This window comes from Sphingomonas sp. CARO-RG-8B-R24-01 (genome assembly GCF_022662295.1).
Taxonomy (GTDB): domain Bacteria; phylum Pseudomonadota; class Alphaproteobacteria; order Sphingomonadales; family Sphingomonadaceae; genus Sphingomonas.
Genome location: NZ_JAKNQI010000009.1, coordinates 1 through 23,949 on the forward strand (window position 1 = coordinate 1; position 23,949 = coordinate 23,949).

Sequence of the window (23,949 nt, forward strand, 5' to 3'; positions counted from 1 at the left end):
TCCTACCCTTCTTTCAAAGGGCGAGCCATGCGCCGAAGATTTGGTGACTGCAGAAGCGAACCGTCCGGTCCGTCGCTGCGGTTCGGTCTCTCTAAGGAAGGGATTCGGAGCGGTCAACGCCTTTTTTCAAACCGCGCGAAACTTTTTGGTCCAGCACGATTTTGCTGACGTCCGCCGACGCATCGGGAGGCGATCGTACTTACGCGTTCCGCATCGGGTACCCCCTTCCCCGCTCACCAACTCAGGATCGATCGCCCACAGATTACTACGAACGGATTGGCAAGCCGGTCGGCCCGGTCTATACCTGTCCTCGAGAGCCTCACGGTTCTCGTTGATCGCGCCGGTGCCCCGCGAGGGGCTTGAATGGGAATGCGGTGCGGGGGTCCTCCCCCAAATCCGCGGCTGTCCCTGCAACTGTAAGCGGTGAGTGAAAGCGTCATGCTCCCGGCAACGGGAGCGGCCACTGGACTGCGGCGGTTTTCGAACCGTCGATCTGGGAAGGCGATGCTCGAGCTACGACCCGCGAGCCAGGAGACCTGCCGGCGATAAGGTCGCTCTTGCCTTGGTCCAGGGGATGGCCGCGGCACGGTTCTCCGTCTGAGCGACGAGCCTATGCGGCTGGGGCTGCATCGGTGCGTGGCTGGGCGGCTTTACGGCGCTCGTCCGTCGTCGCGCGCCGTCCGAAATCGGCCCCTTCCGTTCGTTGCTGTCGCGCCGCGGGGAAGAGCATGTCCGATCTATCGAAGGTTCCCGTCACCATTGTCACCGGCTTCCTTGGCGCCGGAAAGACGACCCTCATCAGCCATCTGATCCGCAACGCCGGTGGGCGCCGTCTCGCGGTGGTGGTCAACGAATTCGGCACATTGGGCGTCGATGGTGACATCCTGAAGGGCTGCGCGATCCCCGATTGCCCGGCCGAGAACATCGTCGAGCTTGCCAACGGCTGCATCTGCTGCACCGTCGCGGACGATTTCATCCCGACCGTCGAGACGCTGCTCGCGATGGATCCGCGGCCCGACCATATCCTGATCGAGACGTCCGGGCTCGCACTGCCCAAGCCGTTGCTCAAGGCGTTCGACTGGCCCGCGATCCGCTCGCGAATCACGGTCGACGGGGTGATCACGCTGGCGGACGCCGAGGCGGTCGCCGCGGGACGCTTCGCGCCCGATCTCGCCGCGGTCGACGCGCAGCGCGCTGCCGATCCGAGCATCGACCATGAAACCCCGCTGTCCGAAGTGTTCGAGGACCAGCTTGCCTGTGCCGACATGGTGCTGCTCACCAAATGCGACCTGGCCGGCCCTGCCGGGATCGCCGCAGCGCGCGCGGTCATCGCCGCCGAGACCCCGCGCTCGCTCCCGATCGTCGAGCTGGTCGACGGCATCGTCGACCCGCGCGTCGTGCTCGGGCTCGGCGCGGCGGCGGAGGACGATATTGCCGCCCGCCCCTCACATCACGATGGCGAAGACGAGCATGAGCATGACGACTTCGACAGCATCGTCGTGGCCTGTGGCGAGATCAACGACCCGGACGATCTCGCGCGCCGGATCGAGACGCTCGCGGCGGACGGCGACGTGCTGCGCGTGAAAGGCTATGCCGCGGTCGCGGGCAAGCCGATGCGGTTGCTCGTCCAGGCGGTGGGGGCGCGGGTCCGCATGCAATACGACCGGCCGTGGCGCGGCGACGAAACACGCGGCACGCAACTGGTCGTGATCGCCGAGCGCGACCGGCTCGACCCGCCGGCAATCAGGGCGGCGCTGGCGGGCTGATCCGCCATGCACGTCGTCTTTCGCGAAACGCATGGGCTGGAGGAGAGCGCCACACCGCGCGATCTGGGGCAGGATGCCGCGGATCTCGTCGTGCTGTCCTTTTCCGACAGCGACCTCGGCGCGTTCGCGGCGGGATGGCGCGCGGGCGGGCCTGCAATGCCGAGCCTGCGGCTCGCCAATCTCGCCGAGTTGACGCACCCGCTTTCGGTCGACACCTATGTCGAGCGTACGCTGGGAGCCGCAAAGGGAATCCTGATCCGGCTGATCGGCGGGATCGCCTATTGGCCCTACGGCGTGCAGCAGGTCGAAGCGCTCGCCCGACGAGACGGGATCGCGCTGGCGATCATCCCCGCGGATGGCCGCATGGACTCTCGCCTCGATGCCGCGTCGACGGTGCCGGTCTCGACGCTGCGCCGCCTGGCGGAACTGTGCGACATTGGCGGCGCGACTGCGGCGCGCGCGGTGATCGCGCAATTCGCACTGGCGGCCGAGTTGTACGTCAAGCCCGCGCCGGCAGCGCACGCGATCGCCTCGGTCGGCGGCTGGCAACCGAGGCCCGGCGTGACCTGCCCGGCGGCGTTCGCGCTGACGGCGATCCGACCGCGAGTCCTGCTGGTCTTCTACCGATCCTATCTCATGGCCGCCGATCTCGACCCGATTACGGCGCTGCACGCGGCGTTCGTGGAACGCGGCTACGACGTCCTCGCGCTGTTCGCGCCGTCGCTCAAGGATCGCGCGGCGGGCGGGTGGCTGTCGCGGTGGGTGTCCGCGCTCGCGCCAGTCGCGATCGTCAACGCAACCGCTTTCTCGGCGCGCGATGCCGGCGGCACGACCCCGCTCGACGCCGACGGAGTCCCGGTCTTCCAGGTCGCGCTGGCAACGTCCGACCGTGCCGCCTGGGCCGATGCGGCACGCGGTCTATCGCCCGCCGATCTCGCGATGCACGTCGTGCTGCCCGAGGTCGATGGCCGTCTGTTCGCCGGCGTGGCGAGCTTCAAGGACGCTGCCGCGCGCGACGCCGACCTGCAATTCGCCCGCCGCGAACACCGCGCCGAGCCAGAGCGGATCGCGGCGATCGCGGACCGGGTCCACGGCTGGATCGCGCTTGGCGCGAAACCCGTGGAGCAGCGGCGGCTCGCGATCGTGCTGTCGACCTATCCGGGAAAGACGTACCAGATGGCGCACGCGGTCGGGCTCGATGCGCTGGCCTCGGTTACTGCGATGCTCGGCGATCTGGCAGAGGCAGGCTTTGCCACCGGATCGCCGAACGCAGCACACCTGCCGGACGCGCTGGCCGACCAGTCGATCGGCTGGCCGCTGTCCGCCTACCACGCCGCGTTCGACGCGTTGCCCGCTATGCTGCAAGCCGACGTAACCGCAGCCTGGGGCGCGCCCGAGGATGATCCCGCGGTGGTGGACGGCGCCTTCCATTTCGCCGCCGTCGCCGCCGGGGACAGTCTCGTCGCGCTCCAGCCCGAACGCGGCAGCCCCGCGGTGCGCGCGGACGAGTATCACGATCTCTCGCGCTGCCCGCGCCACGGCTATATCGCCTTCTACCTTTGGTTGCGCACGCAGGGGACCGACGCGCTGGTCCATGTCGGCGCACATGGTACGCTCGAATGGCTCCCGGGCAAGGCGGTCGCGCTGTCGGACGCGTGCTGGCCCGAGGCTTTGACCGGCGCGATGCCCGTCGTCTATCCGTTCATCGTCAACGACCCCGGCGAGGCGGCGCAAGCCAAGCGGCGGATCGGCGCGGTCACGATCGGCCATGTCCCGCCGCCGCTGGTCCGCGCAGACGGTGGCACCGGGCTCGGACGGCTCGAGGCGCTGCTCGACGAATTCTCCAATGCCGACGGGCTCGATCCGGCACGGCGTGATCGGCTGCAACGCGATATCAGCGACGAAGCGCTGGCGCTCGGGCTGGGCGACGTGCTCGCGCTCGACCAGGCACGGTCGAGTGCGGAGGCGATCACGCGGATCGATGCGTTCGTCTGCGACGTCAAGGACAGCCAATATGGCGACGGGCTCCACGTCTTCGGGCGCGGCGAGCAGGGACCTGCCGAACGCGACGGGCTGCTCGCGGCGCTCGCCGGACGCCGCGTCGCCCCCGGGCCGTCCGGGTCGCCGTGGCGCGGTCGCACGGACGTGCTGCCGACCGGGCGCAACCTCTACACCACCGATCCGCGCGCGGTGCCGTCGCGGTCGGCGCATGCGCAGGGGGTGCGCCTCGCGGACGAACTGATCCGCCGCCATCTGCAGGATCATGGCGACTATCCGCGCGCGCTGGTGGTCGACCTGTGGGGCTCCGCGACGATGCGCACCGCGGGCGAGGAATTCGCGATGGCGCTGCATCTGCTCGGTGCCGAGCCGATGTGGGACCATCAGTCCGACCGCGTCACCGGGGTCGAGATCCTGCCATTGATGCAGTTCGACCGGCCACGGATCGACGTGACGCTGCGCGTATCGGGGTTGTTCCGCGATGCCTTCCCGACGCTTTGCGCGATGTTTGGACAAGCAGTGCGCGCGCTTGCGGCGCGCGACGAGCCGGTGGATCGCAACCCGTTCGTCGGGTCCGCTCCCGGCGCCCGCGTGTTCGGGCCACGCGAAGGCAGCTATGGCATCGGCCTTGGCGACAGTGCCGACACCTACACCCCCGAAGCGCGACAGGCGGCGGGCGCGGCGTGGCTCGCCGCATCGGCGCACGCGCTCGACGACGGCGAAGCACGCGCCGACCCGGCGGGGATCGCGGCGCGCGTCGCCGCCGCCGATGTCTTCGTCCACGTCCAGGACCTGCCCGAGACCGACCTGCTGCTCGCCGCCGATTACGCCGCGCACGAGGCAGCCTTCGCCGCCGCGCAGGCGGTCACCGGGGGCAAGGCGGCATTGTATCACCTCGACGCGACCGATCCGTCCCGTCCGCGTGCGCGCCCGCTCGGGGAGGAGATCGCGCGCGTCGTCCGCGCGCGTGCGGCGCATCCGGGCTGGGTCGCGGGGATGATGCGGCACGGGTTCCGCGGTGCCGCCGAACTTGCCGCGACGCTCGATCATCTCGGTGCGTTCGCGCATCTGGCGGACGTCGTGACGCCCGAGTCGATCGACCTTTATTACGACGCGACGCTCGCGCGCGACGACGTCCGCGCGTTCATGGCCGACGCCAATCCGCAGGCACTGGCGGCGCTGGAGGCGCGGTTCGTCGCGCTCCACGCCGCGGGGCTGTGGCAGACGCGGCGCAATTCGATTCTGGCGCATCTGGGCGCAGGCGCATGAGCGTGGTGCGCGGCTGGTGCCCGACGGCGCATCGCCCGATGGCGGCAGGCGACGGCCTGCTCGTCCGCGTGCGTCCGCGCCTTGCGCACCTCACCCGCGCGCAGGCAATTGGCTTGTCCGAGGCGGCGGCGGAACATGGCAACGGCGCGATCGACGTCACCAACCGCGCCAATCTGCAGATCCGCGGCGTCCGCGACGACCGCTGGGCGGCGTTGATCGCCACCCTGTGCGCACTCGGTCTGGTCGATACCGACCCGGCGCTCGAGGCGCGGCGGGCCGTGCTGGTGGCGCCCGACTGGAACGCGGGTGACGACACGCACCGCATCGCCAGCGACCTGGCAGCGCGCCTCCTCGAGCTTCCCGAACTGCCCGGCAAATTCGGGTTCGCCATCGACGCGGGGGCCGCCCCCCTGCTCCGCGACGCCCCCGCCGACATCCGCATCGAACGCGACGCGACCGGCGGCCTGATTCTACGCGCGGAGGGACGGACCAGCGGCATCGCGCTCGCTACGGGCACCGAGGTCGACGCGTTGATCGCGCTCGCGCACTGGTTCGTCGCGAGCGGCGGGATCGCCGCTGGCCGAATGGCACGTCACTCGGCCACTTTGCCCGGCTGGGCAGATCGCGACATTGTCCCGTCGCCCCCCGGCATTGCGCTTGCCACCGGACCGCACCCGCTCGGCGCGGTCGTGGGTCTGCCGTTCGGGCGGATCGCGGCGTCGAACCTTGCGCGGATGTCGGTCGACGGACACGGAATCCGCGTCACGCCCTGGCGGTGCCTGATCGTCGAGGGGGGCGTTGCCACCGAACAGACCGACGTCGCGCGCCTGCATACCGACGCCTGTGTCGGCGCGCCCGCGTGTCCGCAGGCAAGCGTCGCGACCCGTGCCCTTGCGATCCGTCTCGCGCCGCATGTCGGCGGGCAGCTTCACGTATCGGGCTGCGCCAAGGGCTGTGCGCGCGCGCTGCCCGCCGATGTCGTACTGACGGGGCGCGACGGCCGCTTCGATCTCGCCTTCGCCGCGCGCGCCGGTGCTCCCCCCGTCATAGCCGGGCTCGACGCCGCCCAGATCCTCGCCCGTTTCGGAGCCGCCTGATGCCCCATGTCTATCAAACCGACGGCGCCGCCATCTACCGCCAGTCCTTCGCGACGATCCGCGCCGAAGCAGACCTCGCGCGTTTCACGCCGGAGGAGGAGCCGGTCGCAGTCCGCATGATTCACGCCGCGGGTCTCGTCGATCTTGCGGCGCATATCCGCTTCTCGCCCGGTTTCGCCGTAGTCGCGCGGCATGCGCTTGCGGCAGGCGCGCCGATCCTGTGCGATGCACGGATGGTGACTGAGGGGATCACGCGCGGTCGCCTTCCCGCCGACAATCCGGTCGTCTGCACGCTCCACGCCGCGGAAACGCCCGACCTTGCGCGCACGATGGGCAACACCCGATCCGCCGCCGCGCTCGAACTCTGGCGGCCGCATCTGGCGGGTGCGCTGGTCGCGATCGGCAATGCCCCGACCGCGCTGTTCCACCTGCTCAACATGCTCGAGGACCCCGCCTGCCCGCGCCCGGCCGCGATCATCGGCTGCCCGGTCGGGTTCGTCGGCGCGGTCGAATCCAAGGCGGCCTTGTGGGCGGAGCAGCCCGTCCCGTGCGTCGTGGTCGAGGGGCGGATGGGCGGAAGCGCGATCACCGTCGCAGCGATCAACGCGCTCGCGAGCCGTACCGAATGACGTCCCCTCCCCCCCTGGGAACGATCCACGGCGTCGGCCTCGGCCCGGGCGCGCAGGATCTGATGAGCGTCCGCGCCGACCGGCTCGTGCGTGGCGCGCGTCACATCGCCTTCTTCCGCAAGGCGGGCAAGCCGGGCCAGGCGCGGCGGATCGTCGACGGCATGTTGCGCGACGATGCGATCGAGTTCGCGATGGAATATCCCGTCACGACCGAAATCCCGGTCGCCGACCCGCGCTACAACGACCGTCTCTGCGGTTTCTACGCCGACTGTACCGACCGCCTCGCAGCGCTCTCGGCAACCGGGGAGGACGTCGTCGTGCTGTGCGAGGGCGACCCGTTCTTCTACGGTTCGTTCATGCATCTCCACAGCCGTCTGGCGGGGATCGCGCCGGTGCGGGTCGTCCCCGGCATCACCGGCATGTCGGGCGCGTGGACCGCGAGCGGCACGCCGATCACCTGGGGCGAGGATGTGCTGACCGTCCTCACCGCGACGATGCCCGAGGACGAGCTCACCCGCCGGATCCGCGACACCGATGCGCTGGTGGTGATGAAGATCGGCCGCCACCTCGCCAAGCTGCGCCGCGCGGTCGCCGCCGCCGGGCGCGATGACGCTGCGTGGCTGGTCGAATATGCCGCCATGCCCGACCAGCGCGTGACGCGGCTGTGCGACGCGGACGGCATCGCTCCTTATTTCTCGATCCTGCTGATCCACGGCCAGGGACGGCGGCCATGAGCGGCTCGATCGCGATCGCGGGGCTCGGTCCGGGCGACGTCGCGCTGGTGACGCCCGAGGTCACCGCCGCGCTCGCCGAGGCGACCGACGTGATCGGCTACATCCCCTATGTCGCGCGCGTCGCCCCGCGCGCCGGGCTGACGCTCCACGCCAGCGACAATCGCGTAGAGCTCGATCGCGCGCGGCATGCGCTCGATCTCGCGATGGCGGGGCACCGCGTCCTGGTGGTGTCGTCGGGCGATCCCGGCGTGTTCGCGATGGCGGCCGCCGTGTTCGAGGCGGTCGAGCATGGCCCCCCGGCGTGGCGCGAGCTCGACATCCGCGTGCTGCCGGGCATCACCGCGATGCTCGCGGCGGCGGCGCGCGCGGGTGCACCGCTGGGCCATGATTTCTGCGCGATCAACCTGTCGGACAATCTCAAGCCGCAAGCGCTGATCGACCGCCGGGTCCGCCTCGCCGCCGAGGCGGACTTCGCAATCGCCTTCTACAACCCGCGCTCGCGAAGCCGACCCGACGGGTTTGGGCGCGCGCTCGAAATCCTGCGCGACGTCTGTGCGGATGATCGTCCCGTATTGTTCGCGCACGCGGTTTCCACCCCCGAGGAGACGCTGAACGTAGTTCCGTTGCCCGACGCCCGGCCGCAGATGGCGGACATGCGGACCGTCGTCATCGTCGGGTCGAGCACGACGCGGACGATCGTGCGCAGCGGCGCGCCGATCCTCTACACCCCGAGGTCGGCGGCATGATCGATCCAGCGCAGCACATCGGCCACCGCCTCGACCTGCACGCGCTCCGGCAGGACCGGAGGATCGATCATCACCACGGGGATGCCCAACTCGCGCGCCGCGATCAGCTTGGCCCGCGCGCCGGTGCCCCCGGCATTCTTGCAGACGACCACGTCGATCGCATGGTCGCGCATCAGCGCGACGTCGCCCGCGACATCGAACGGCCCCCGATCGACGATGAGGCGATGGTCCGGCAGTTCGGGCGGACCCTCTGGCGTATCGACGAAGCGCAGCAGGTAACGATGCTGCGGTTGCGCCGCGAACGCAGCGACATGCACCCGCCCGAGCGCGAGCATCACGCTGCGACGCGCGCCATCGAGCATGGCGACCGCCGCCTTGATATCCTCGACACGCCGCCAGTCGTCGCCGAACTCCGCGGTCCATGCAGGTCGGGTCAAAGCGACCAGCGGGATACCAGCATCGGCGGCCGCTTCGACCGCATTCCTGCTCATCGTCGCAGCGAACGGATGCGTCGCGTCGACCAAGTGCGTAATGCCCTCGTTGCGGAGATAATCGGCAAGCCCCGCCACGCCACCGAACCCGCCGACCCGCGTCGGCACCGGCTGCGCCTTCGGGTTCGCCACGCGGCCCGCATAGCTGAGCACGGCATCGTCCCCGCGCGTGGCCAGCGCCTCCGCCAGCGCACTCGCCTCGGTGGTGCCACCGAGGATCAGGATTTTCGGCATGGCGGATGAACTCGGCAAGGCTTGGCTGACGATCGTCGGGATCGGCGAGGATGGACCAGCCGGGCTGTCCCCCGCAAGCCATGATGCCCTCGCGCGCGCCGAACGGGTGACCGGCGCCGCGCGCCATCTCGCACTGCTGCCCGATCTGGCGTGCGAAACCGCCGTGTGGCCTGTGCCGTTCGAGGACGGGATCGCGCCGCTGCTGGCGCAGCGCGGGCGGCGCGTCGTGCTGCTGGTATCGGGCGATCCGTTCTGGTTCGGCGCGGGATCGGTCGTCACGCGACACCTCGAGCCGGGTGAATGGATCGCCTATCCGGCACTCTCGAGCTTCGGCATCGCCGCAGCGCGACTGGGGTGGCCGATCGACACCACGGAGTGCCTCGGCCTCCACGCTGCGCCTTTCCAACGACTGCGTCCGATCCTCGCCCCGAACGTCCGGATGATCGTGCTGGTGCGCGATGGCGCGGCGGTCGGCGCGCTGGCGCGCTACCTGCTCGATCAGAGTTTCGGGAACAGCCGGTTGTGGATCCTCGAAGCGCTCGGAGGTCCGCGCGAGCGCATCCGCGAGACCACCGCCGCCACGATCGACTTCACCGATATCGCGCATCCCGTCGCCGTCGGCATTGCCGTGGACGGTGACGGGGCGGTTCTGGCCACCGCGTCCGGACGCCCCGACTGCTGGTTCGCGCATGACGGGCAGATCACCAAACGCCCGGTCCGCGCGCTCACGCTGTCCGCGCTCGCGCCCAGACCGTTCGAGACCTTGTGGGACATCGGCACTGGTTCGGGGTCGATCGCGATCGAATGGCTGCTTGCGCATCCGACCACCCGGGCAATCGCATTCGAGGCGGACCCCATCCGCACCGAACGCGCCCGCGCCAACGCCGCTGCGCTGGGGGTCGAGCGTCTCCAGCTCGTCGAAGCGCGCGCGCCCGACGGGTTGGCCGATCACCCCACGCCGGACGCGGTGTTCATCGGCGGGGGGCTTTCCGAGGCGCTGCTCGGCTGCCTCTGGACGCACCTCGCGCCCGGCACGCGGATCGTCGCCAATGCGGTGACGCTCGAATCCGAGGCGTTGCTGGCGACCTGGCACCGCGCCAAGGGCGGCGATTTGCTGCGGATAGAGCTGTCCGACGCCGCGCCGATCGGCACGCGCCGCGGCTGGCGCGCGCACTATCCGATCGTGCAGTGGAGCGTCTCGCTGTGATCGTCGCTGGCTTCGGCTATCGCACCGGGACCGCGCTCGCCTCGTGCGAGGCAGCGCTGGCGCTGGCGCAAGTCGGGCACCCCCCGGTCACCGCGCTCGCCGCGCCCGACGACAAGACCGCTCTTCTCGCGCCGCTTGCCGAACGGCTTGGTCTCGCGCTGTTCGCCATTCCGGCGGCTGCGCTGACCGGCGTCCCGACGCCGACCCGCTCGAGGCCAAGCTTCGCGGCGCGCGGCACCGGCAGCGTCGCCGAAGCCGCCGCCCTCGCTGCGATCGGCGCAGGCGCGCGGTTGCTCGCGCACCGCCACATCTCCCCCGATCGCAGCGCGACCTGCGCGATCGCCCAAGGACCCTCGACATGACCGTTCACTTCATCGGTGCCGGCCCCGGCGCGCCCGATCTGCTCACGTTGCGCGGCCGCGACCTGATCGCCGCCGCTCCCGTGTGCCTGTACGCCGGGTCGCTCGTCCCGGCGGCGTTGCTCGACCATTGTCCGCCGGGCGCGCGGATCGTCAACACCGCGCCCCTGTCGCTCGATCAGATCATCGACGAGATCGTGGCGGCGCATGCGGCGGGCCATGACATCGCACGACTCCATTCGGGCGACCTGTCGATCTGGTCGGCGCTGGGCGAGCAACTCCGGCGGCTCCGCGCGCACGACATTCCTTTCAGCATCACGCCGGGCGTCCCCGCCTTCGCCGCCGCTGCCGCGACGCTCGAGGCCGAACTCACCCTCCCCGGCGTGGCGCAATCGGTCGTTCTCACCCGCACATCGGGGCGCGCCAGCACGATGCCGAGCGCGGAGACTCTTCCCGCCTTCGCCGCGACCGGGGCGACGCTCGCGATTCATCTTTCGATCCACGCGCTCGACCGCGTCGTCACCGAGCTGACCCCGGCGTACGGCGCGGAATGCCCGGTTGCGATCGTGTGGCGGGCAAGCTGGCCCGACGAACGGATCGTCCGCGCGACGCTCGCGACGATCGTCGCGGCTGCGGCGGACGGCCCGGAACGGACCGCGCTGATCCTCGTCGGCCGAGTCCTCGCCGCCGAGGACTTCGCGGAAAGCAGCCTGTACGCCCCCGGCTACGACCGCCGCTTCCGCCCGCAAAGCGCCACCTCGCCGTTCGCGGGGACCGGCGCATGACCCCGGGCGTGATGATCGCCGCCCCCGCCTCGGGAACCGGCAAGACGACCGTGATGCTCGGTCTGCTGCGCGCGTTCCGTGACGCAGGGTTGTGCGTGCAACCGTTCAAGAGCGGCCCCGACTATATCGACCCCGCCTTCCACCGCGCGGCGAGCGGGCGGCCTTCCTTCAACCTCGACAGCTGGGCGATGGCGCAGCCGATGCTCCACGGCCTCGCGGCAGAGGGTCGCGATGCCGATCTCGTGCTCGCGGAGGGGTCGATGGGCCTGTTCGACGGCGTCGCCAAGCCGGGCGCGACCGGCAACGGCGCGAGCGCGGACGTCGCGCGGCGGATGGGCTGGCCGGTGGTGCTGGTGATCGACGTGTCGGGCCAGGCACAATCCGCCGCCGCCACCGCGCTCGGCTTCGCGCGCTACGACCCCGCGGTACAGGTCGCCGGCGTGATCCTCAATCGCGTCGCAAGCCCGCGGCATGAACGGCTCGCGCGCAGCGGCATGGCGGCGGTGGGGATCCGGGTGTTCGGCGCGCTGCCCCGGCGTGGCGACCTCAAGCTGCCCGAGCGTCACCTCGGTCTGGTCCAGGCCTCCGAGCATCCCGATCTCGACGCGCGGATCGCCGAATACGCGGTCTTCCTGCGCGAGCATGTCGATCTCGCGGCGATCCGCGAGGCGGCAACGAGCGCCGTCGCCCCCGCTGCCCCCGCGCACCGCTTCGCCCCGCCCGCGCAACGAATCGCGCTGGCGCAGGATTCGGCCTTCTCCTTTGCGTACCCGCACATGCTCGCAGGCTGGCGCAGCGCGGGCGCGGAGATCCTGCCGTTCTCGCCGCTTGCGGACGAGGCCCCCGACGCAGCCGCAGACCTCGTCTGGCTGCCCGGCGGCTATCCCGAGCTTCATGCCGGACGCCTCGCCGACGCCGCGCGCTTCCGCACCGCGCTAACCGAGCATGCCCGCACCCGTCCGGTGCACGGCGAGTGCGGCGGCTACATGGCGCTCGGCGACGGACTGATCGATGCCGACGGTACGCGCCACCAAATGGCCGGGCTGCTCGGGCTCGTGACAAGCTATGCGCAGCGGCGGATGCATCTCGGGTATCGCCACGCCACGTTGCTTGCGCCGGTCGCGGGCGCGGCGGCGGGGACCGGCCAGCGCGGCCACGAATTTCATTATTCAACGATCCTCGAACAGCCCGATGCGCCGCTCGCGCACGTCGTCGACGCCGAGGGGACCCCGGTGGCCGAGACCGGATCATATCGCCGTCATGTGTCGGGCACCTTCTTTCACCTGATCGCCCCCGAGCGATGAGCGGCCCTGTCTCCTTCGTCGGCTCCGGCCCGGGCGACCCCGAGTTGCTGACACTCAAGGCGGTCGCGCGGTTGCAGGCGGCGGACGTCGTGCTGTTCGACGATCTGTCCTCGGGGCCGATCCTCCAGCATGTCCGCAAGGGCGCGGAACTGGTCGCGGTCGGCAAGCGCGCGGGCCGCGCCTCGCCATCGCAGGCGCATGTCTCGCAACTGCTGGTCGATCACGCGCTGACCGGCGTCCGCGTGGTCCGCCTGAAATCGGGTGACCCCGCGATATTCGGGCGGCTGGAGGAGGAGATCGCAGCGCTCCGCACCGCCGGCATCGCGTTCGAGATCGTCCCCGGCGTCACCTCCGCCAGCGCCGCCGCCGCAGCCGCGGCGATCCCGCTGACACGACGGCTAAGCGCCCGGCGGGTCCAGTTCGTGACGGGGCATGACGTTACCGGCGGGCTGCCCGACGGGCTCAACCTGGCGGCACTTGCCGACCCTGCCGCGACGACGGTGGTGTTCATGCCCAAGCGGACCTTCGCCGCACTGGTCGAGATGCTCGTCGCGCATGGCCTGTCGCCGGATACCCCCGCATTGCTCGCGGAGAATGTCAGCTATCCCGACCAGCGGCTGACACGCGCGACCATCGCGGACCTCGCACGCGATCTCGAGCCGCGGCACGATGCCCCGGCGGTGATCCTCTACGGACCGCTGCTCGAGTCATGATCGACCTGCACCTCATCGGCATCGGCACCGGCAACCCCGACCATCTGACGCGCGCGGCGGAAACAGCGATGAATGCCGCCGACCTGATCCTGCTCCCGCGCAAGCGCGACGCCGCGTCGGACCTGATCGACCTGCGCCGGACCCTATGCGCCGCCGTGCTGCGCGGCGGGACCCGGGTGGTCGAATTCGATCTGCCCGAACGCGCGGAAGACGCGCCGTATCTCGCCGCCGTCGGTGACTGGCACGATGCGATCGCCGCCGCGTGGGCAGCGCAGATCGCGGCGCATCTGCCCGACGGCGGAAGGCTTGCGTTGCTCGTCTGGGGCGATCCGTCGCTTTACGATAGCAGCCTGCGGATCGCCGACCGGCTGCGGCACGACGGACTGGCGATCCGCGTCCATGTCGTGCCGGGCATCACGAGCCTCCAGGCGCTGACCGCCGCCCATGCGATCCCGCTCAACACGCTCGCAGCACCCGTGCTCGTGACGACCGGACGCCGTCTGCGCGCCGATGGCTGGCCGACGGCGGCGGATACCCTCGCGGTAATGCTCGACGGCGGCTGTGCTTTCACGACACTCGATCCGCGCGGCGTTACGATCTGGTGGGGCGCCTATCTCGGGATGCCGCAACAGGCACTCGTGGCCGGTCCGCTCGCCGAGGTTTCCGCGGACATCGTCGCACGGCGGGCAAGCCTCCGCGCCGCGCATGGCTGGATCATGGACACCTACCTCCTCCGGCGGGCGGAGGCGACGGCATGACCGCGCCCGACTTCGACCCGGCATTCGGGGCACAGCTCGAAACGCTGCTCCGCTGGCGGCGCGACGTCCGGCACTTCAGCACATGCGCCGTGTCCGAGGACGACATGCGAGCGTTGCTCGACACCGCCGCGCTCGCGCCGTCGGTCGGCAATGCGCAGCCGTGGCGCTTCGTCCGGATTCGTTCGGCGGCGCTGCGCACTTGGCTTGCCGATCACGTCGATACCACGTCCCGGAACGCTGCCCGGGCGATCCCGGATGCAACGCTGCGCGCGCGCTATCAGGCACTCAAACTCCACGGCATTCGCGAGGCGCCTGAACTGCTCGCGGTGTTCTGCGACGAGGCGCCGGAAGCGGGCCACGGCCTCGGTCGCGCGACGATGCCCGAGATGCTGCGCTACTCGACCGTCATGGCGATCCACACACTGTGGCTCGCCGCGCGCGCTCGCGACATCGGGGTCGGCTGGGTCTCGATCCTCGACCCCGCCGTGGTGACCGAACTGCTCGACGTGCCCCCCGGGTGGTCGCTGATCGCCCTGCTGTGCCTCGGCTACCCGGCCGAGCTGTCCGACATCCCCGAACTCGAGCGCCGCGGCTGGCAGGCCCGCGAGCCGATCGCGGACCGAATCCTCGAACGATGAATCCCCGCCCCTCTCGAAAATTGGACCAGAAACCATGCTGACCCCTGTCGCGAACGGCCTCGCCGTCATCGCGTGCAACACCTGCCGCCTGTCCGCGGATGAGCGGGAAGATGCCGATGGCACGCGCGGCGGCGCGCTGCTCGTCGCGGCGCTCGAAGCCGCGAAGGCCGCCGATCCGCGCTACGCCGACGTCGCGATCCAGCAGATGCCGTGCCTCTTCTCCTGCACCGAACATTGCTCGATCCACCTGCGTGCGCCCGGCAAGGTCGGCTATCTGCTCGGCCGCTTCACGCCCGATGCCGAGGCCGCGCGCGCGATCCTCGATTATGCGGTCCATTATGCCGACAGCGACCATGGCCGCGTGCCCTTCAAGCAATGGCCGCAGGGCATCAAGGGCCATTTCATCGCCCGTACACCGCCGGAGGGTTACCTTGTCGAAAGCTGATCCGATGCCCGCTCCCGCCCCGCCCGCCCCCGCCCTGCCCACGCTGCGCAAGCGGATCAGCCTGCTCTACGTGCTGTTGATCGGCGCGAATGTCGGGGCGTGGATCTGGGCGCTGGCGCTGTTCCACGCGCAGCCGCTGATGCTCGGCACCGCGCTGCTCGCCTGGGGGCTGGGGCTGCGTCATGCGGTCGATGCGGATCACATCGCCGCGATCGACAACGTCACGCGCAAGCTGATGCAGGACGGGCAGCGGCCGATGACGGTCGGCTTCTGGTTCGCGATCGGGCACAGCACGATCATCCTGCTCGCCTCGGTCGCCATCGCGTTCACCGCCTCGGCCCTGTCCGACTTTGCCGCGCTCAAGGCGACCGGCGGGGTGGTCGCGACGATCGTATCCGCGGCCTTCCTGTTCACGATCGCGGCGATGAACCTGGTGATCCTGCGCTCGGTCTGGCGCACCTTCCAGCACGTCCGCGCGGGCGGTGCCTATGTCGACGAGGATCTCGACATCCTGCTCGGCGGGCGCGGGCTCCTGTCCCGCCTGTTCCGGCCGCTGTTCCGGCTGGTGTCGCGCAGTTGGCACATGGCGCCGCTCGGCTTCCTGTTCGGGCTGGGGTTCGACACCGCGACCGAGGTCGCGATCCTCGGCCTGTCCGCGGCGCAGGCCGCGCACGCCTTCGCGCTGGGGCCGGTGCTGGTGCTTCCCGCTTTGTTCGCGGCGGGCATGGCGTTGGTCGACACGACCGACGGCATCTTGATGCTCGGCGCGTATGAGTGGGCGTTCGTCAAGCCGATCCGAAAGCTCTATTACAACATCACGATCACCGCGGTGTCGGCGTTCGTCGCGATCGTGATCGGCGGGATCGAGACGCTCGCGTTGATCGCGGACAAGCTCGGCTTGACCGGCGGAATATGGTCGGTCGCCAGCGACCTCGGCGGCCGGTTCAACCTGCTCGGCTTCGGCATCATCGGCATGTTCGCCTTGTGCTGGATCGTGAGCTGGGGCGTGTATCGCTGGAAACGGCTCGACGACATCGAGGTGCGCTACGGCGCCTGACGGAATCCTCGACTTGCGGGCGACGGTGGGCGCTCGCTCGGAGGTCGCTAGGCGCGAAAAGCGTCCGCGAGTGCGGTCGCACCGACGATCCTGCCTCTGTCGGTGATATATTCGGTGATCAACCGCGCCGGCGTGATGTCGAACGCCGGGTTCGCCGCCGGTGCCGTCGTGACCGTTATCCGCCGCAGCGTGCCGCTGTCGTCCGGCCCCTCGAGCGACCGAACCTCGGCTGGCGCGCGTTCCTCGACCGGAACGGCGGCGCCATCCGCGGTCACTGGGTCGTAGGTCGACGACGGCAACGCCACCACGAACGGTATGCCATTGTCGCGCGCGGCCAGTGCCTTGAGATATGTTCCGATCTTGTTGCACACATCCCCGTTGCGCGTGACGCGATCGGTCCCGACGATGACCAAATCGACCTGACCTCGCTGCATCAGCAACCCGCCGGCGTTGTCGACGACGTAGGTATGCGGGATCGCGTGCCCGGCCAACTCCAGCGCGGTCAGCGCCCCCTGGTTCCGCGGGCGCGTCTCGTCGACCCAGACGTGCACCGGAATACCCAGGTCGTGCGCCATGTAGATCGGCGCGGTCGCGGTGCCCCAATCGACCGTTGCCAGCCATCCCGCATTGCAGTGCGTCAGGATATTGATCGGCCGGCCGGGATGGCGTGTGGCAAGGTCCTGGAGGATCTCGAGACCCGCGCGACCGATCGCGGCATTGATCGCGACGTCCTCGTCACACAACGCGGCGGCGTCGGCATAAGCGGCGACCGCGCGTTCGGCGGCGGGCAAGCCGGCCACTACGCTGCGAACCCGATCGAGCGCCCACTTCAGGTTGACCGCCGTCGGTCGCGTCGCCAGCAACTGGCGATAGGCGCGTTCCAGCGCCGCATCGTCCGCCTCCACGCGCAGCGCGAGCGCCATCCCATAAGCGGCAACCGCCCCGATCAATGGCGCGCCGCGTGTCGCCATATCCGCGATCGCGTGTGCACATTCGTCGACCGTCGTCAGCGCCAGACGCTCGACCGCCCATGGCAGCCGCCGCTGGTCGAAAATCCCGACGCTCCAGCCATCTGCATTCAACCAGATCGAGCGTGTCTTCTTGCCGTCGAGGATCATGCGGGCGCCTTTTCGGGGAAGATCGTGTCGAAGCTGGTCACGACCGGATAAGCGGACTCCTCGGGCAGTTTGTCGCGTGCCACGAGCAGCACGGCCAATCCCGCTTGCCGGGCCGCCGCCAGCTCCGCCGCCACATCCGACAGAAACAGAATGTCCGTTCCCGGCATCGCAAGCCGTCGCGCGATCTCGGCGTAGGATCCGCTGTCGCGCTTGCCACCGATCGTGGTGTCGAAATACCCGGTGAAAAGCGGGGTCAGGTCCCCTGCGGCGGTGTGCGAAAACAGCAGTTTTTGCGCCGCGATCGATCCGGAGGAATAGACATACAGCGCAACGCCCTGCGCATGCCACCGCCGCAGTCCCGCGATCGCATCGGGATAGAGATGGCCAGTCAGGCTTCCATCGGCATAGCCCTCTGCCCAGATCTTCCCCTGGATCGCCTTGAGCGGTGCCACCTTGCGGTCGGCATCGTGCCAGTCCAGCAACTGCGCGATTGCCGCGTGCAGGTCGAGCGCCGGCGCATGCGTCTCCTGGCGCACCTGCTCCAGTTCATCGCCAAGCCGCGCCGCATTCGCGGCAACGAACGCAGCAAGCCGCGCGCGGGCATAGGGGAACAGCACGTCATGGACGAAAGCGATGCTCGAGGTCGTCCCCTCGATATCGGTTACGATGGCGCGAACGGTCATGCCGACCCTTCGTACAGCGGAACGCCCCGCGCGATCGCGTCCCCGGTGAAGCTGGCCACCCACCCATCCGGTTCCGCGAAGAGACGGATCGCGGTGAAACGGGGCGCAGGCCCCATGTCGAACCAGTGCCGCGTCCCCTCCGGCACCGCGATCAGATCGTCGCGCGTACATTCCAGCGCATAGACGGCATCGGCGCCGCGGATGTAGAAGACGCCAGATCCTTCGACGAAGAAGCGCACCTCGTCCTCGGCGTGGGTGTGCTCGTCGAGAAACTTGGTGCGCAGGGTCGCGCGCGCGGGATTGTCCGGCAACAACCGGATGACGTCGCACGACCGATACCCGCCTTCAGCCATCAGCCGATCGATATCGCGACGATAAGCGCGGATAACATCGTCGTCGCTCGCGTCTTCGGGTAACGCCACGCTTGCGGCCCATCGCTCGAACCGGATGCCGAGCGGCGCGAGGAGCGTCGCGATCTCGGCGGCGTCCCGCGTCTCGCGCAAGCACGCGTGCGGCTCGGCGAGTTCATACAGCGTCAGGGTCGTCATGCGCGGCTCCTTTCGAGTTTGAGCGTCTCCCACTCGCACGCCAGCAGATACTCCACGGCTTCGGTGACGTGTTCCGCCTCGGCAATCGTCGGCCCCCAGGCGTACAGTCCGTGGCCCCGGATATAGAAAGCGGGGACGATCGGGTGCTGCGCCGTCAGCAACGGGCGCAGCACCGCCGCCATCGCCATCATATCCTGGTCGTTCTCGACCAGCGGGAGCGCGACGCGGGCGGCATGGGTGTCGATCCCGGGAAAGATCTTGAGCAGTTCATAGCCGTCGAACACGATCTCCCGCACGTCACGGAGCGCGCGGCTCAACACCACCCCCGGCACCGAATGCGTGTGGAGGACTCCTCCGGCGCTGTCGTCGATCGCGTAGATCAGGCAGTGTAGCAGCGTCTCCGCGGAGGGCCGCTTGCCGTCGAGCGAAACGCCGTCGGCGTCGACCCGCATCACCTGTTCCGGCGCAAGCCGTCCCTTGTGTCCGCCAGACACCGTCACCGCGAACGTGCCGTCGGGCAGGCGCACCGAATAGTTGCCCGCGGTTGCCGGAACCAGCCCGGCACGATCGAGCCGAGCCCCGACTGCGATGATCGCGTCGGTCGCCGCGTCGAACGTCGTCACGACACTACCCGGCGGAATGCCGCGAGCCGATCGGCAGCAAGCGCAAGTGTCGCCTCGTCCTTGGCAAAGCACAGCCGGACGAAGCCGGTCTGCGGGCGCTCCGCATAAAACGCCGAAACCGGGATGGTCGCCACCCCGGCCTCGGTCAGCGCCCTGTGCGCGAAGTCCTCGTCACGCAGGGCGATCCCCGATGCCGCAAGATCGATGATCAGGAACCACGTCGCCCCGCCCGGCATCACCGCATAACCCGCCGCCGTCAGGCGATCGGCCAGAAAATTGCGCGCGTTGCGATAGGGCTGACGGTGTTCGGCGTGCCAGTCCGCCGGCAGCGCCAGTCCCTCCGCGACCGCCCACTGCAGTGGGGTCGCGGTCGTGAAGGTCAGGAACTGGTGCATCGCCGCAATCGCATCCGCCAAGGGCGGCGCGGCGCAGGCCCAGCCGACCTTCCATCCCGTGAGCGAAAAGATCTTGCCTGCCGATCCGATCTTAACCGTGCGGGCGCGCAACGCCGGGATCGCCAAGGGGGAGAGATGGCGGCCTTCTATGACCATGCCTTCCCACACTTCGTCACAGATCAGCGTGACGTCGTGCCGCTCGCACAGCGCGGCGATGGCGGTCCACGCGTCCGCATCAATCGCACTGCCGGTCGGATTGTTCGGCGTGTTGAGCAACAGCACCCGGGTCTTGTCACTGATCGCCTCGGCCAGCGCAGCAAGGGGCAGGCTCCAGTGCGGCGGCGTCAGGTCGACCAGCCGCGCGACTCCGCCGGCGCGCGCTACGAGCGGGAGATACGCGTCGTACAATGGCTGAACGAGGACCACCTCATCCCCCGGCCGCACCAGCGCAAGCAACGCAGCGGCAAGCGCCTCGGTCGCGCCGGAAGTAACGACGACTTCGTCGGAATGCAGCGCGAGCCCCTGCTCCCGGGCGTAATAGTCGACGATCGCAGTTTTCAGCACGGGAAGCCCGCGCATCGGGGGATACTGGTTGGACTGTTCGGTCAGCGCGCGGGCGGCGGCGGCCAGCAAAACCTCGGGCCCGCGCCCGACGGCCGCCATGTCGGGGAATCCCTGCCCCAGGTTGATCGCGCCCAAGTCCTGGGCGAGCCGCGACTGGCGTTCGAAGATCGTGGTAGGCGGTGGCAAAAGACGATCATCCCAGCATGAAATCCCGGTCGGGTTCGGCCGCTATAATCGCTCCGGTCCGTGGTACGCACGGGAAAAGCGCCAGGAGGTGCAGTCGAACCCTTTCGTCGCCAAAGCGCAGGGTGTCGCCGCCCCCCCACTAAGGTCAGCCGATCGGCGTCTCCGGGACCCGGAGCATCGCCACCGCCGCCAGGAGCATGACGATGGCGGCGAACCCCATCGTCCAGATCGGCTCGGTCGGGAAGAACGCCTTCAGCACCGATCCCATGACCGTTGCGACCAGCAATTGCGGAATGACGATGAACACGTTGAAAAGGCCCATGTAAATTCCGAGCTTGGCCTGCGGCAGACTAGACGCCAGGATCGCATACGGCATGGCCAGGATGGATGCCCAGGCGATCCCGATACCGACCTCGCTGAGGATTAACGCGCGGGGATCGTGGATCACGAAGAAACTGGCAAAGGCGGCGGCGCCGCACAACAGGCAGACGATATGTGTCCGTACCTTCCCAATCCGCGCCGCGAGGCGGGGCAGGAGCAGCAACGCGACCAGCGCCGCGACGCCGTTATAGACGGCGAACAGCACCCCGACCCAGTCACCCCCCGCGTTATAGGCTGCGCTGGCCGGGTCGCTCGATCCGAATGCATATTGCGCGACCACCGGGGTGGAATAGATCCACATGATGAACAGCGCGGACCAGCTGAAGAACTGGACGAGCGCCAGCCGCTTCATCACCGCCGGCATGGCGGAGAAGTCCCCGACGATCATGCTCAGCGCATTGTCCGTATTCCCAGCGCGCACCCGCCGGATCGCGATCACACTCGCCAGGCCATAAGCGATCAACAGGCCGCCGAGCAGATAGACTTCTTTTTGCAGCGCCAGCACCGGGACAGCCACCAGCACGGCGGCACCGGCCGCGATCCAGGCCATGCTCCGCGCAAGTCCGCGCGCTGCCAGCGCGCGCATCGGCTGGTCCATATCCGCGGCTGCGCTGTGTTCGCCGAACGACGCCATCTGCTCGGGGCTGTATTCCCGGGTGGTGCCGACGGTCCAAAGCACCGCAAGCAACAGCGCCGCCCCGCCGACCCAGAAACTGTAGCGTACCGTATCCGGAACGCCGCCGAGCGCCGCTTCGGAAACGCCGAGATGCGCCAGCGCGAAAGGGAAGACCGAGCCGACCACCGCGCCCGCGCCGATGAAGACGGTCTGCAACGCATAACCGGCGCTGTGCTGGTCCCTGCGCAGCATGTCGCCGACGAACGCGCGGAAGGGCTCCATCGACACGTTTACCGACGCATCGAGCACCCACAGCGTCAGTGCGGCGAACCACAACACCTTTGCCTCTGGCATCACGAACAGCGCGAGCGCGGCGAGGACGGCTCCTGCTAAGAAATAGGGACGCCGGCGGCCGAAGCGGTTCCACGTCCGGTCGCTGTAATGCCCGATGATCGGCTGGACGAGCAGTCCGGTGAGTGGCGCCGCGACCCACAGATAGGACAGGTCGTCCAGCGACCCGCCCAGCGTCTGGAAAATCCGGCTCATGTTGGCATTCTGCAGCGCAAAGCCGATCTGAATGCCGAAGAAGCCGAAGCTGATGTTCCACAGGCCACCAAAGCCCTGCACCGGTTTGTCGTTCAACGCGTCCCTCCCGTACCCGGCTCTTCGCGTCGGCCCGGCTTGTCGCGCGCCTGAGTGCCGACAAGCGCACCCCGGCACAAGACCGCGGCCCAATGCATACGAATGCGGTGCCACCCGGCATATCGACAAGGGACTTGCGAAGGGCCGCGCGCCCGTTCCAAGACGCCGCCATGCAAACGCCACGCCTCCATCGACAGGGCCAGGAACAGCGCCCGCTGCTGGTCATCGACGATTTCTGGCCGGACCCCGATTTGCTGCGCGAGGACGCAGCGGCCTTGCGGATGGGCGAAATCGGACCGCATTATCCCGGCGTGCGCGCAGAAGTCCCGACCCGCCTTGCGGAAACCATGCGCCGCAAGGTGGCACCGTTGCTCGTCGAGCATTTCGGTCTGGACCCCGTGCCGGGCGTATCGGAAGCCTATTATTCGCTGGTCACGACAGATCCGGCGCAACTCGCGCCGATCCAGCGGCTCCCCCATTTCGACGGGGTGGAGTCGCGTCGGATCGCGGCGTTGCTGTTCCTAGGACACGGTCCGCAAGGCGGCACGGCCTTTTACCGGCAGCGGACGACCGGGTTCGAAAGCGTCGACGCCATGCGGCTTGATCCGTTCCGACAGGCGCTGGAAGCGGGCGTTCGCACCCACGGTATGCCGCCCCCGTCCTATATCGCGGGTGACACGCCGCTGTACGAACAGATTGCGGTTCAGCCGGGCGGGTTCAATCGCGCGCTGATCTACGCGGGAAACACCCTTCATTGCGCGTACCTGCCACCCGACGTGCGCCTGAGCACCGACCCGCTCGCGGGCCGGCTGACCCTCAACCTGTTCCTGTTCGACGACTGACGCGCGCGCGCCGCTACCCGCCGCTGCTGGCCCGGACCACCAGCCGCGTCGGCAGGGGTGCCGGCACCACCGCTTCTCCCCGCAACCGGCCGAGCAGGGTCGAGACAAGCGTCTCCCCTGCCTGCCGCGCATCCTGCGCGACCGTCGACAGCGGCGGACTGGTCAGCGAGGCGGAGGGGATGTCGTCGAAGCCGACGATCGCCACGTCCCCCGGAATGCTCCGGCCCGCCGACGACAGGGCGCGCATTGCACCGATCGCAATGCTGTCGCTCGCCGCGAAGATCGCGTCGTAAACCGCCCCCCGTCGCGCGAGCGCCTCGACCGCTTCCTGGCCAGCCTCCTCCAAAGTGATGGCATCGATGCGAAGCGCCGGATCGGCTTGCAAACCGGCCTCCGTCAGGGCCGAACAATAACCGCGATAGCGTTCCTCGATCTCGGGATAGCGGCTGTCCGCCGTACCGAGAAATGCAATTCTCCGTCGTCCCTGCGCGATCAGATGCGCGGTCGCCAGTGCCCCACCGCCCCGATTGTCCGACCCCACGGTGATCGCGCCGGGACCCGTTCCCACCGCTCCCCACCGAACGACGTGCGATCCCTGCTCCGCAAGATGATCCAGGCGAACCCGATATGTATCGTAATCGCCATAGCCAAGCAGGATGATCCCGTCGGCCTTGTGGCTATCCTGATAGTCCACATGCCAATCCCCCGACAATTGCTGGAAGGAGATCAGCAGGTCGTAGCCGGCCTTTGCCGACGCGCGCGTGATCGATCCCAGCATCGACAGGAAGAACGGGTTGATCGCACCGTCTTCTTCTGCGGCTTCCTCGAAGAACAACAGTGCCAGCGTGTTCGCCGACTGCGTCCGCAGGCTCGACGCGTTTTTGTCCACCGCGTAGTTCAGCTTGCGGGCGATCGCTTCGATCCGCGCGCGGGTTTGCGGATTGACCGTCTTTACCCCGCGCAGCGCGCGCGACACGGTCGGCTGCGAAACACCTGCCAGCTGCGCGATATCGAGAGATGTCGGTCGTCTCGCCATGGTCAATACCGGTCCCGTGAAATACACCCCCGCCTAGCGCGGCGGGACATGAGGCGGCGAGGCGGCTTTCGAGAATACGTATGCC

24 protein-coding genes and 1 riboswitch are annotated in these 23,949 nt (G+C 69.0%); of the genes, 16 read left to right on the plus strand and 8 right to left on the minus strand.

The window, feature by feature from the left end:
* Nucleotides 1-324 precede the first annotated feature (324 nt).
* Nucleotides 325-559: riboswitch (cobalamin riboswitch) on the plus strand.
* A 169-nt stretch (nt 560-728) separates the two neighbouring features.
* Genes cobW through cobJ form a run of 6 tightly spaced genes read left to right on the plus strand, consistent with a single transcriptional unit; the run spans nt 729 to nt 8,239 of the window.
* Nucleotides 729-1,766 carry a cobalamin biosynthesis protein CobW gene (cobW, locus tag L8G49_RS16590; protein ID WP_242186834.1) on the plus strand — a complete coding sequence of 346 codons (1,038 nt, stop codon included), beginning with the start codon at nt 729-731 and terminating at the stop codon, nt 1,764-1,766.
* A 6-nt stretch (nt 1,767-1,772) separates the two neighbouring features.
* Complete coding sequence (cobN, locus tag L8G49_RS16595; protein WP_242186835.1) at nt 1,773-5,033, plus strand: cobaltochelatase subunit CobN; 3,261 nt, start codon at nt 1,773-1,775, stop codon at nt 5,031-5,033.
* Complete coding sequence (locus tag L8G49_RS16600; protein ID WP_242186837.1) at nt 5,030-6,130, plus strand: cobalamin biosynthesis protein CobG; 1,101 nt, start codon at nt 5,030-5,032, stop codon at nt 6,128-6,130. The genes cobN and L8G49_RS16600 overlap by 4 nt, the downstream gene beginning before the upstream one ends.
* Nucleotides 6,130-6,759: a precorrin-8X methylmutase gene (locus L8G49_RS16605; protein WP_242186839.1), complete on the plus strand. Its 630-nt coding sequence runs from the start codon at nt 6,130-6,132 to the stop codon at nt 6,757-6,759. Before L8G49_RS16600 ends, L8G49_RS16605 begins: the two co-directional genes overlap by 1 nt.
* A complete protein-coding gene (gene cobI / locus L8G49_RS16610; protein ID WP_242186840.1) occupies nt 6,756-7,493 on the plus strand; it encodes a precorrin-2 C(20)-methyltransferase in 738 nt (245 codons plus the stop codon). The genes L8G49_RS16605 and cobI overlap by 4 nt, the downstream gene beginning before the upstream one ends.
* Nucleotides 7,490-8,239, plus strand: coding sequence for a precorrin-3B C(17)-methyltransferase (cobJ, locus tag L8G49_RS16615; RefSeq protein WP_242186841.1), 750 nt, complete (start codon nt 7,490-7,492; stop codon nt 8,237-8,239). The genes cobI and cobJ overlap by 4 nt, the downstream gene beginning before the upstream one ends.
* On the opposite strand, the gene L8G49_RS16620 is transcribed toward cobJ, so the two are convergent.
* A complete protein-coding gene (locus L8G49_RS16620) occupies nt 8,215-8,964 on the minus strand; it encodes a cobalt-precorrin-6A reductase (RefSeq protein WP_242186842.1) in 750 nt (249 codons plus the stop codon). The two genes, cobJ and L8G49_RS16620, sit on opposite strands and share 25 nt — an antisense overlap.
* On the opposite strand from L8G49_RS16620, the gene cbiE reads away from it, so the two are divergent.
* Genes cbiE through L8G49_RS16665 form a run of 9 tightly spaced genes read left to right on the plus strand, consistent with a single transcriptional unit; the run spans nt 8,963 to nt 16,230 of the window.
* Nucleotides 8,963-10,171 carry a precorrin-6y C5,15-methyltransferase (decarboxylating) subunit CbiE gene (cbiE, locus tag L8G49_RS16625; RefSeq protein ID WP_242186843.1) on the plus strand — a complete coding sequence of 403 codons (1,209 nt, stop codon included), beginning with the start codon at nt 8,963-8,965 and terminating at the stop codon, nt 10,169-10,171. The genes L8G49_RS16620 and cbiE overlap by 2 nt on opposite strands.
* The gene (locus tag L8G49_RS16630; protein ID WP_242186844.1) at nt 10,153-10,533 is read left to right on the plus strand and encodes a cobalamin biosynthesis protein; all 381 of its coding nucleotides are present in this window, start codon (nt 10,153-10,155) and stop codon (nt 10,531-10,533) included. The genes cbiE and L8G49_RS16630 overlap by 19 nt, the downstream gene beginning before the upstream one ends.
* Nucleotides 10,530-11,315 (plus strand): precorrin-4 C(11)-methyltransferase, encoded by a 786-nt coding sequence (gene cobM / locus L8G49_RS16635; protein ID WP_242186845.1) that lies wholly within the window; start codon nt 10,530-10,532, stop codon nt 11,313-11,315. Before L8G49_RS16630 ends, cobM begins: the two co-directional genes overlap by 4 nt.
* Complete coding sequence (locus tag L8G49_RS16640; protein WP_242186846.1) at nt 11,312-12,619, plus strand: cobyrinate a,c-diamide synthase; 1,308 nt, start codon at nt 11,312-11,314, stop codon at nt 12,617-12,619. Before cobM ends, L8G49_RS16640 begins: the two co-directional genes overlap by 4 nt.
* Complete coding sequence (gene cobA, locus L8G49_RS16645) at nt 12,616-13,332, plus strand: uroporphyrinogen-III C-methyltransferase (RefSeq protein ID WP_242186848.1); 717 nt, start codon at nt 12,616-12,618, stop codon at nt 13,330-13,332. Before L8G49_RS16640 ends, cobA begins: the two co-directional genes overlap by 4 nt.
* Nucleotides 13,329-14,090 (plus strand): precorrin-6A synthase (deacetylating), encoded by a 762-nt coding sequence (gene cobF / locus L8G49_RS16650; protein WP_242186850.1) that lies wholly within the window; start codon nt 13,329-13,331, stop codon nt 14,088-14,090. Before cobA ends, cobF begins: the two co-directional genes overlap by 4 nt.
* Nucleotides 14,087-14,728, plus strand: coding sequence for a 5,6-dimethylbenzimidazole synthase (gene bluB / locus L8G49_RS16655; RefSeq protein WP_242186852.1), 642 nt, complete (start codon nt 14,087-14,089; stop codon nt 14,726-14,728). The genes cobF and bluB overlap by 4 nt, the downstream gene beginning before the upstream one ends.
* 34 nt (nt 14,729-14,762) lie before the next feature.
* Nucleotides 14,763-15,173, plus strand: coding sequence for a DUF1636 domain-containing protein (locus L8G49_RS16660; protein ID WP_242186853.1), 411 nt, complete (start codon nt 14,763-14,765; stop codon nt 15,171-15,173).
* Between the two features lie 4 nt (nt 15,174-15,177).
* Nucleotides 15,178-16,230 carry a HoxN/HupN/NixA family nickel/cobalt transporter gene (locus tag L8G49_RS16665; protein ID WP_242186854.1) on the plus strand — a complete coding sequence of 351 codons (1,053 nt, stop codon included), beginning with the start codon at nt 15,178-15,180 and terminating at the stop codon, nt 16,228-16,230.
* A 47-nt stretch (nt 16,231-16,277) separates the two neighbouring features.
* On the opposite strand, the gene mtnA is transcribed toward L8G49_RS16665, so the two are convergent.
* From mtnA to L8G49_RS16695, 6 genes are all read right to left on the minus strand, one after another.
* The gene (gene mtnA, locus L8G49_RS16670) at nt 16,278-17,348 is read right to left on the minus strand and encodes an S-methyl-5-thioribose-1-phosphate isomerase (RefSeq protein WP_242186855.1); all 1,071 of its coding nucleotides are present in this window, start codon (nt 17,346-17,348) and stop codon (nt 16,278-16,280) included.
* Nucleotides 17,345-18,031 (minus strand): acireductone synthase, encoded by a 687-nt coding sequence (gene mtnC / locus L8G49_RS16675; RefSeq protein WP_242186856.1) that lies wholly within the window; start codon nt 18,029-18,031, stop codon nt 17,345-17,347. Before mtnC ends, mtnA begins: the two co-directional genes overlap by 4 nt.
* Complete coding sequence (locus L8G49_RS16680; RefSeq protein ID WP_242186857.1) at nt 18,028-18,579, minus strand: cupin; 552 nt, start codon at nt 18,577-18,579, stop codon at nt 18,028-18,030. Before L8G49_RS16680 ends, mtnC begins: the two co-directional genes overlap by 4 nt.
* Nucleotides 18,576-19,202, minus strand: a complete 627-nt coding sequence (mtnB, locus tag L8G49_RS16685; protein ID WP_242186858.1) for a methylthioribulose 1-phosphate dehydratase — start codon at nt 19,200-19,202, stop codon at nt 18,576-18,578. Before mtnB ends, L8G49_RS16680 begins: the two co-directional genes overlap by 4 nt.
* Entirely contained in the window at nt 19,199-20,347 is a 1,149-nt protein-coding gene (locus L8G49_RS16690; protein WP_242186859.1) for an aminotransferase class I/II-fold pyridoxal phosphate-dependent enzyme, read from the minus strand. The genes mtnB and L8G49_RS16690 overlap by 4 nt, the downstream gene beginning before the upstream one ends.
* A gap of 145 nt (nt 20,348-20,492) precedes the next feature.
* Nucleotides 20,493-21,986: an MFS transporter gene (locus L8G49_RS16695; RefSeq protein ID WP_242186860.1), complete on the minus strand. Its 1,494-nt coding sequence runs from the start codon at nt 21,984-21,986 to the stop codon at nt 20,493-20,495.
* 170 nt (nt 21,987-22,156) lie between these two features.
* On the opposite strand from L8G49_RS16695, the gene L8G49_RS16700 reads away from it, so the two are divergent.
* Complete coding sequence (locus tag L8G49_RS16700; RefSeq protein WP_242186862.1) at nt 22,157-22,828, plus strand: DUF6445 family protein; 672 nt, start codon at nt 22,157-22,159, stop codon at nt 22,826-22,828.
* A 13-nt stretch (nt 22,829-22,841) separates the two neighbouring features.
* Here the strand turns inward: L8G49_RS16700 and L8G49_RS16705 are convergent, their stop codons facing one another.
* Nucleotides 22,842-23,864: a LacI family DNA-binding transcriptional regulator gene (locus L8G49_RS16705; RefSeq protein ID WP_242140150.1), complete on the minus strand. Its 1,023-nt coding sequence runs from the start codon at nt 23,862-23,864 to the stop codon at nt 22,842-22,844.
* Nucleotides 23,865-23,949 lie beyond the last annotated feature (85 nt).

Coding starts and splice junctions, on each gene's coding strand:
- mtnA (WP_242186855.1), bottom strand. CDS start 17,348: ATGATCCTCGACGGCAAGAAGACACGCTCGATCTGGTTGAATGCAGAT.
- L8G49_RS16605 (WP_242186839.1), top strand. CDS start 6,130: ATGCCCCATGTCTATCAAACCGACGGCGCCGCCATCTACCGCCAGTCC.
- cobF (WP_242186850.1), top strand. CDS start 13,329: ATGATCGACCTGCACCTCATCGGCATCGGCACCGGCAACCCCGACCAT.
- cobI (WP_242186840.1), top strand. CDS start 6,756: ATGACGTCCCCTCCCCCCCTGGGAACGATCCACGGCGTCGGCCTCGGC.
- L8G49_RS16700 (WP_242186862.1), top strand. CDS start 22,157: ATGCAAACGCCACGCCTCCATCGACAGGGCCAGGAACAGCGCCCGCTG.
- L8G49_RS16680 (WP_242186857.1), bottom strand. CDS start 18,579: ATGACGACCCTGACGCTGTATGAACTCGCCGAGCCGCACGCGTGCTTG.
- L8G49_RS16600 (WP_242186837.1), top strand. CDS start 5,030: ATGAGCGTGGTGCGCGGCTGGTGCCCGACGGCGCATCGCCCGATGGCG.
- L8G49_RS16665 (WP_242186854.1), top strand. CDS start 15,178: ATGCCCGCTCCCGCCCCGCCCGCCCCCGCCCTGCCCACGCTGCGCAAG.
- cobJ (WP_242186841.1), top strand. CDS start 7,490: ATGAGCGGCTCGATCGCGATCGCGGGGCTCGGTCCGGGCGACGTCGCG.
- cbiE (WP_242186843.1), top strand. CDS start 8,963: ATGGCGGATGAACTCGGCAAGGCTTGGCTGACGATCGTCGGGATCGGC.
- cobA (WP_242186848.1), top strand. CDS start 12,616: ATGAGCGGCCCTGTCTCCTTCGTCGGCTCCGGCCCGGGCGACCCCGAG.
- cobM (WP_242186845.1), top strand. CDS start 10,530: ATGACCGTTCACTTCATCGGTGCCGGCCCCGGCGCGCCCGATCTGCTC.
- bluB (WP_242186852.1), top strand. CDS start 14,087: ATGACCGCGCCCGACTTCGACCCGGCATTCGGGGCACAGCTCGAAACG.
- mtnC (WP_242186856.1), bottom strand. CDS start 18,031: ATGACCGTTCGCGCCATCGTAACCGATATCGAGGGGACGACCTCGAGC.
- L8G49_RS16640 (WP_242186846.1), top strand. CDS start 11,312: ATGACCCCGGGCGTGATGATCGCCGCCCCCGCCTCGGGAACCGGCAAG.
- cobN (WP_242186835.1), top strand. CDS start 1,773: ATGCACGTCGTCTTTCGCGAAACGCATGGGCTGGAGGAGAGCGCCACA.
- L8G49_RS16705 (WP_242140150.1), bottom strand. CDS start 23,864: ATGGCGAGACGACCGACATCTCTCGATATCGCGCAGCTGGCAGGTGTT.
- L8G49_RS16620 (WP_242186842.1), bottom strand. CDS start 8,964: ATGCCGAAAATCCTGATCCTCGGTGGCACCACCGAGGCGAGTGCGCTG.
- cobW (WP_242186834.1), top strand. CDS start 729: ATGTCCGATCTATCGAAGGTTCCCGTCACCATTGTCACCGGCTTCCTT.
- L8G49_RS16660 (WP_242186853.1), top strand. CDS start 14,763: ATGCTGACCCCTGTCGCGAACGGCCTCGCCGTCATCGCGTGCAACACC.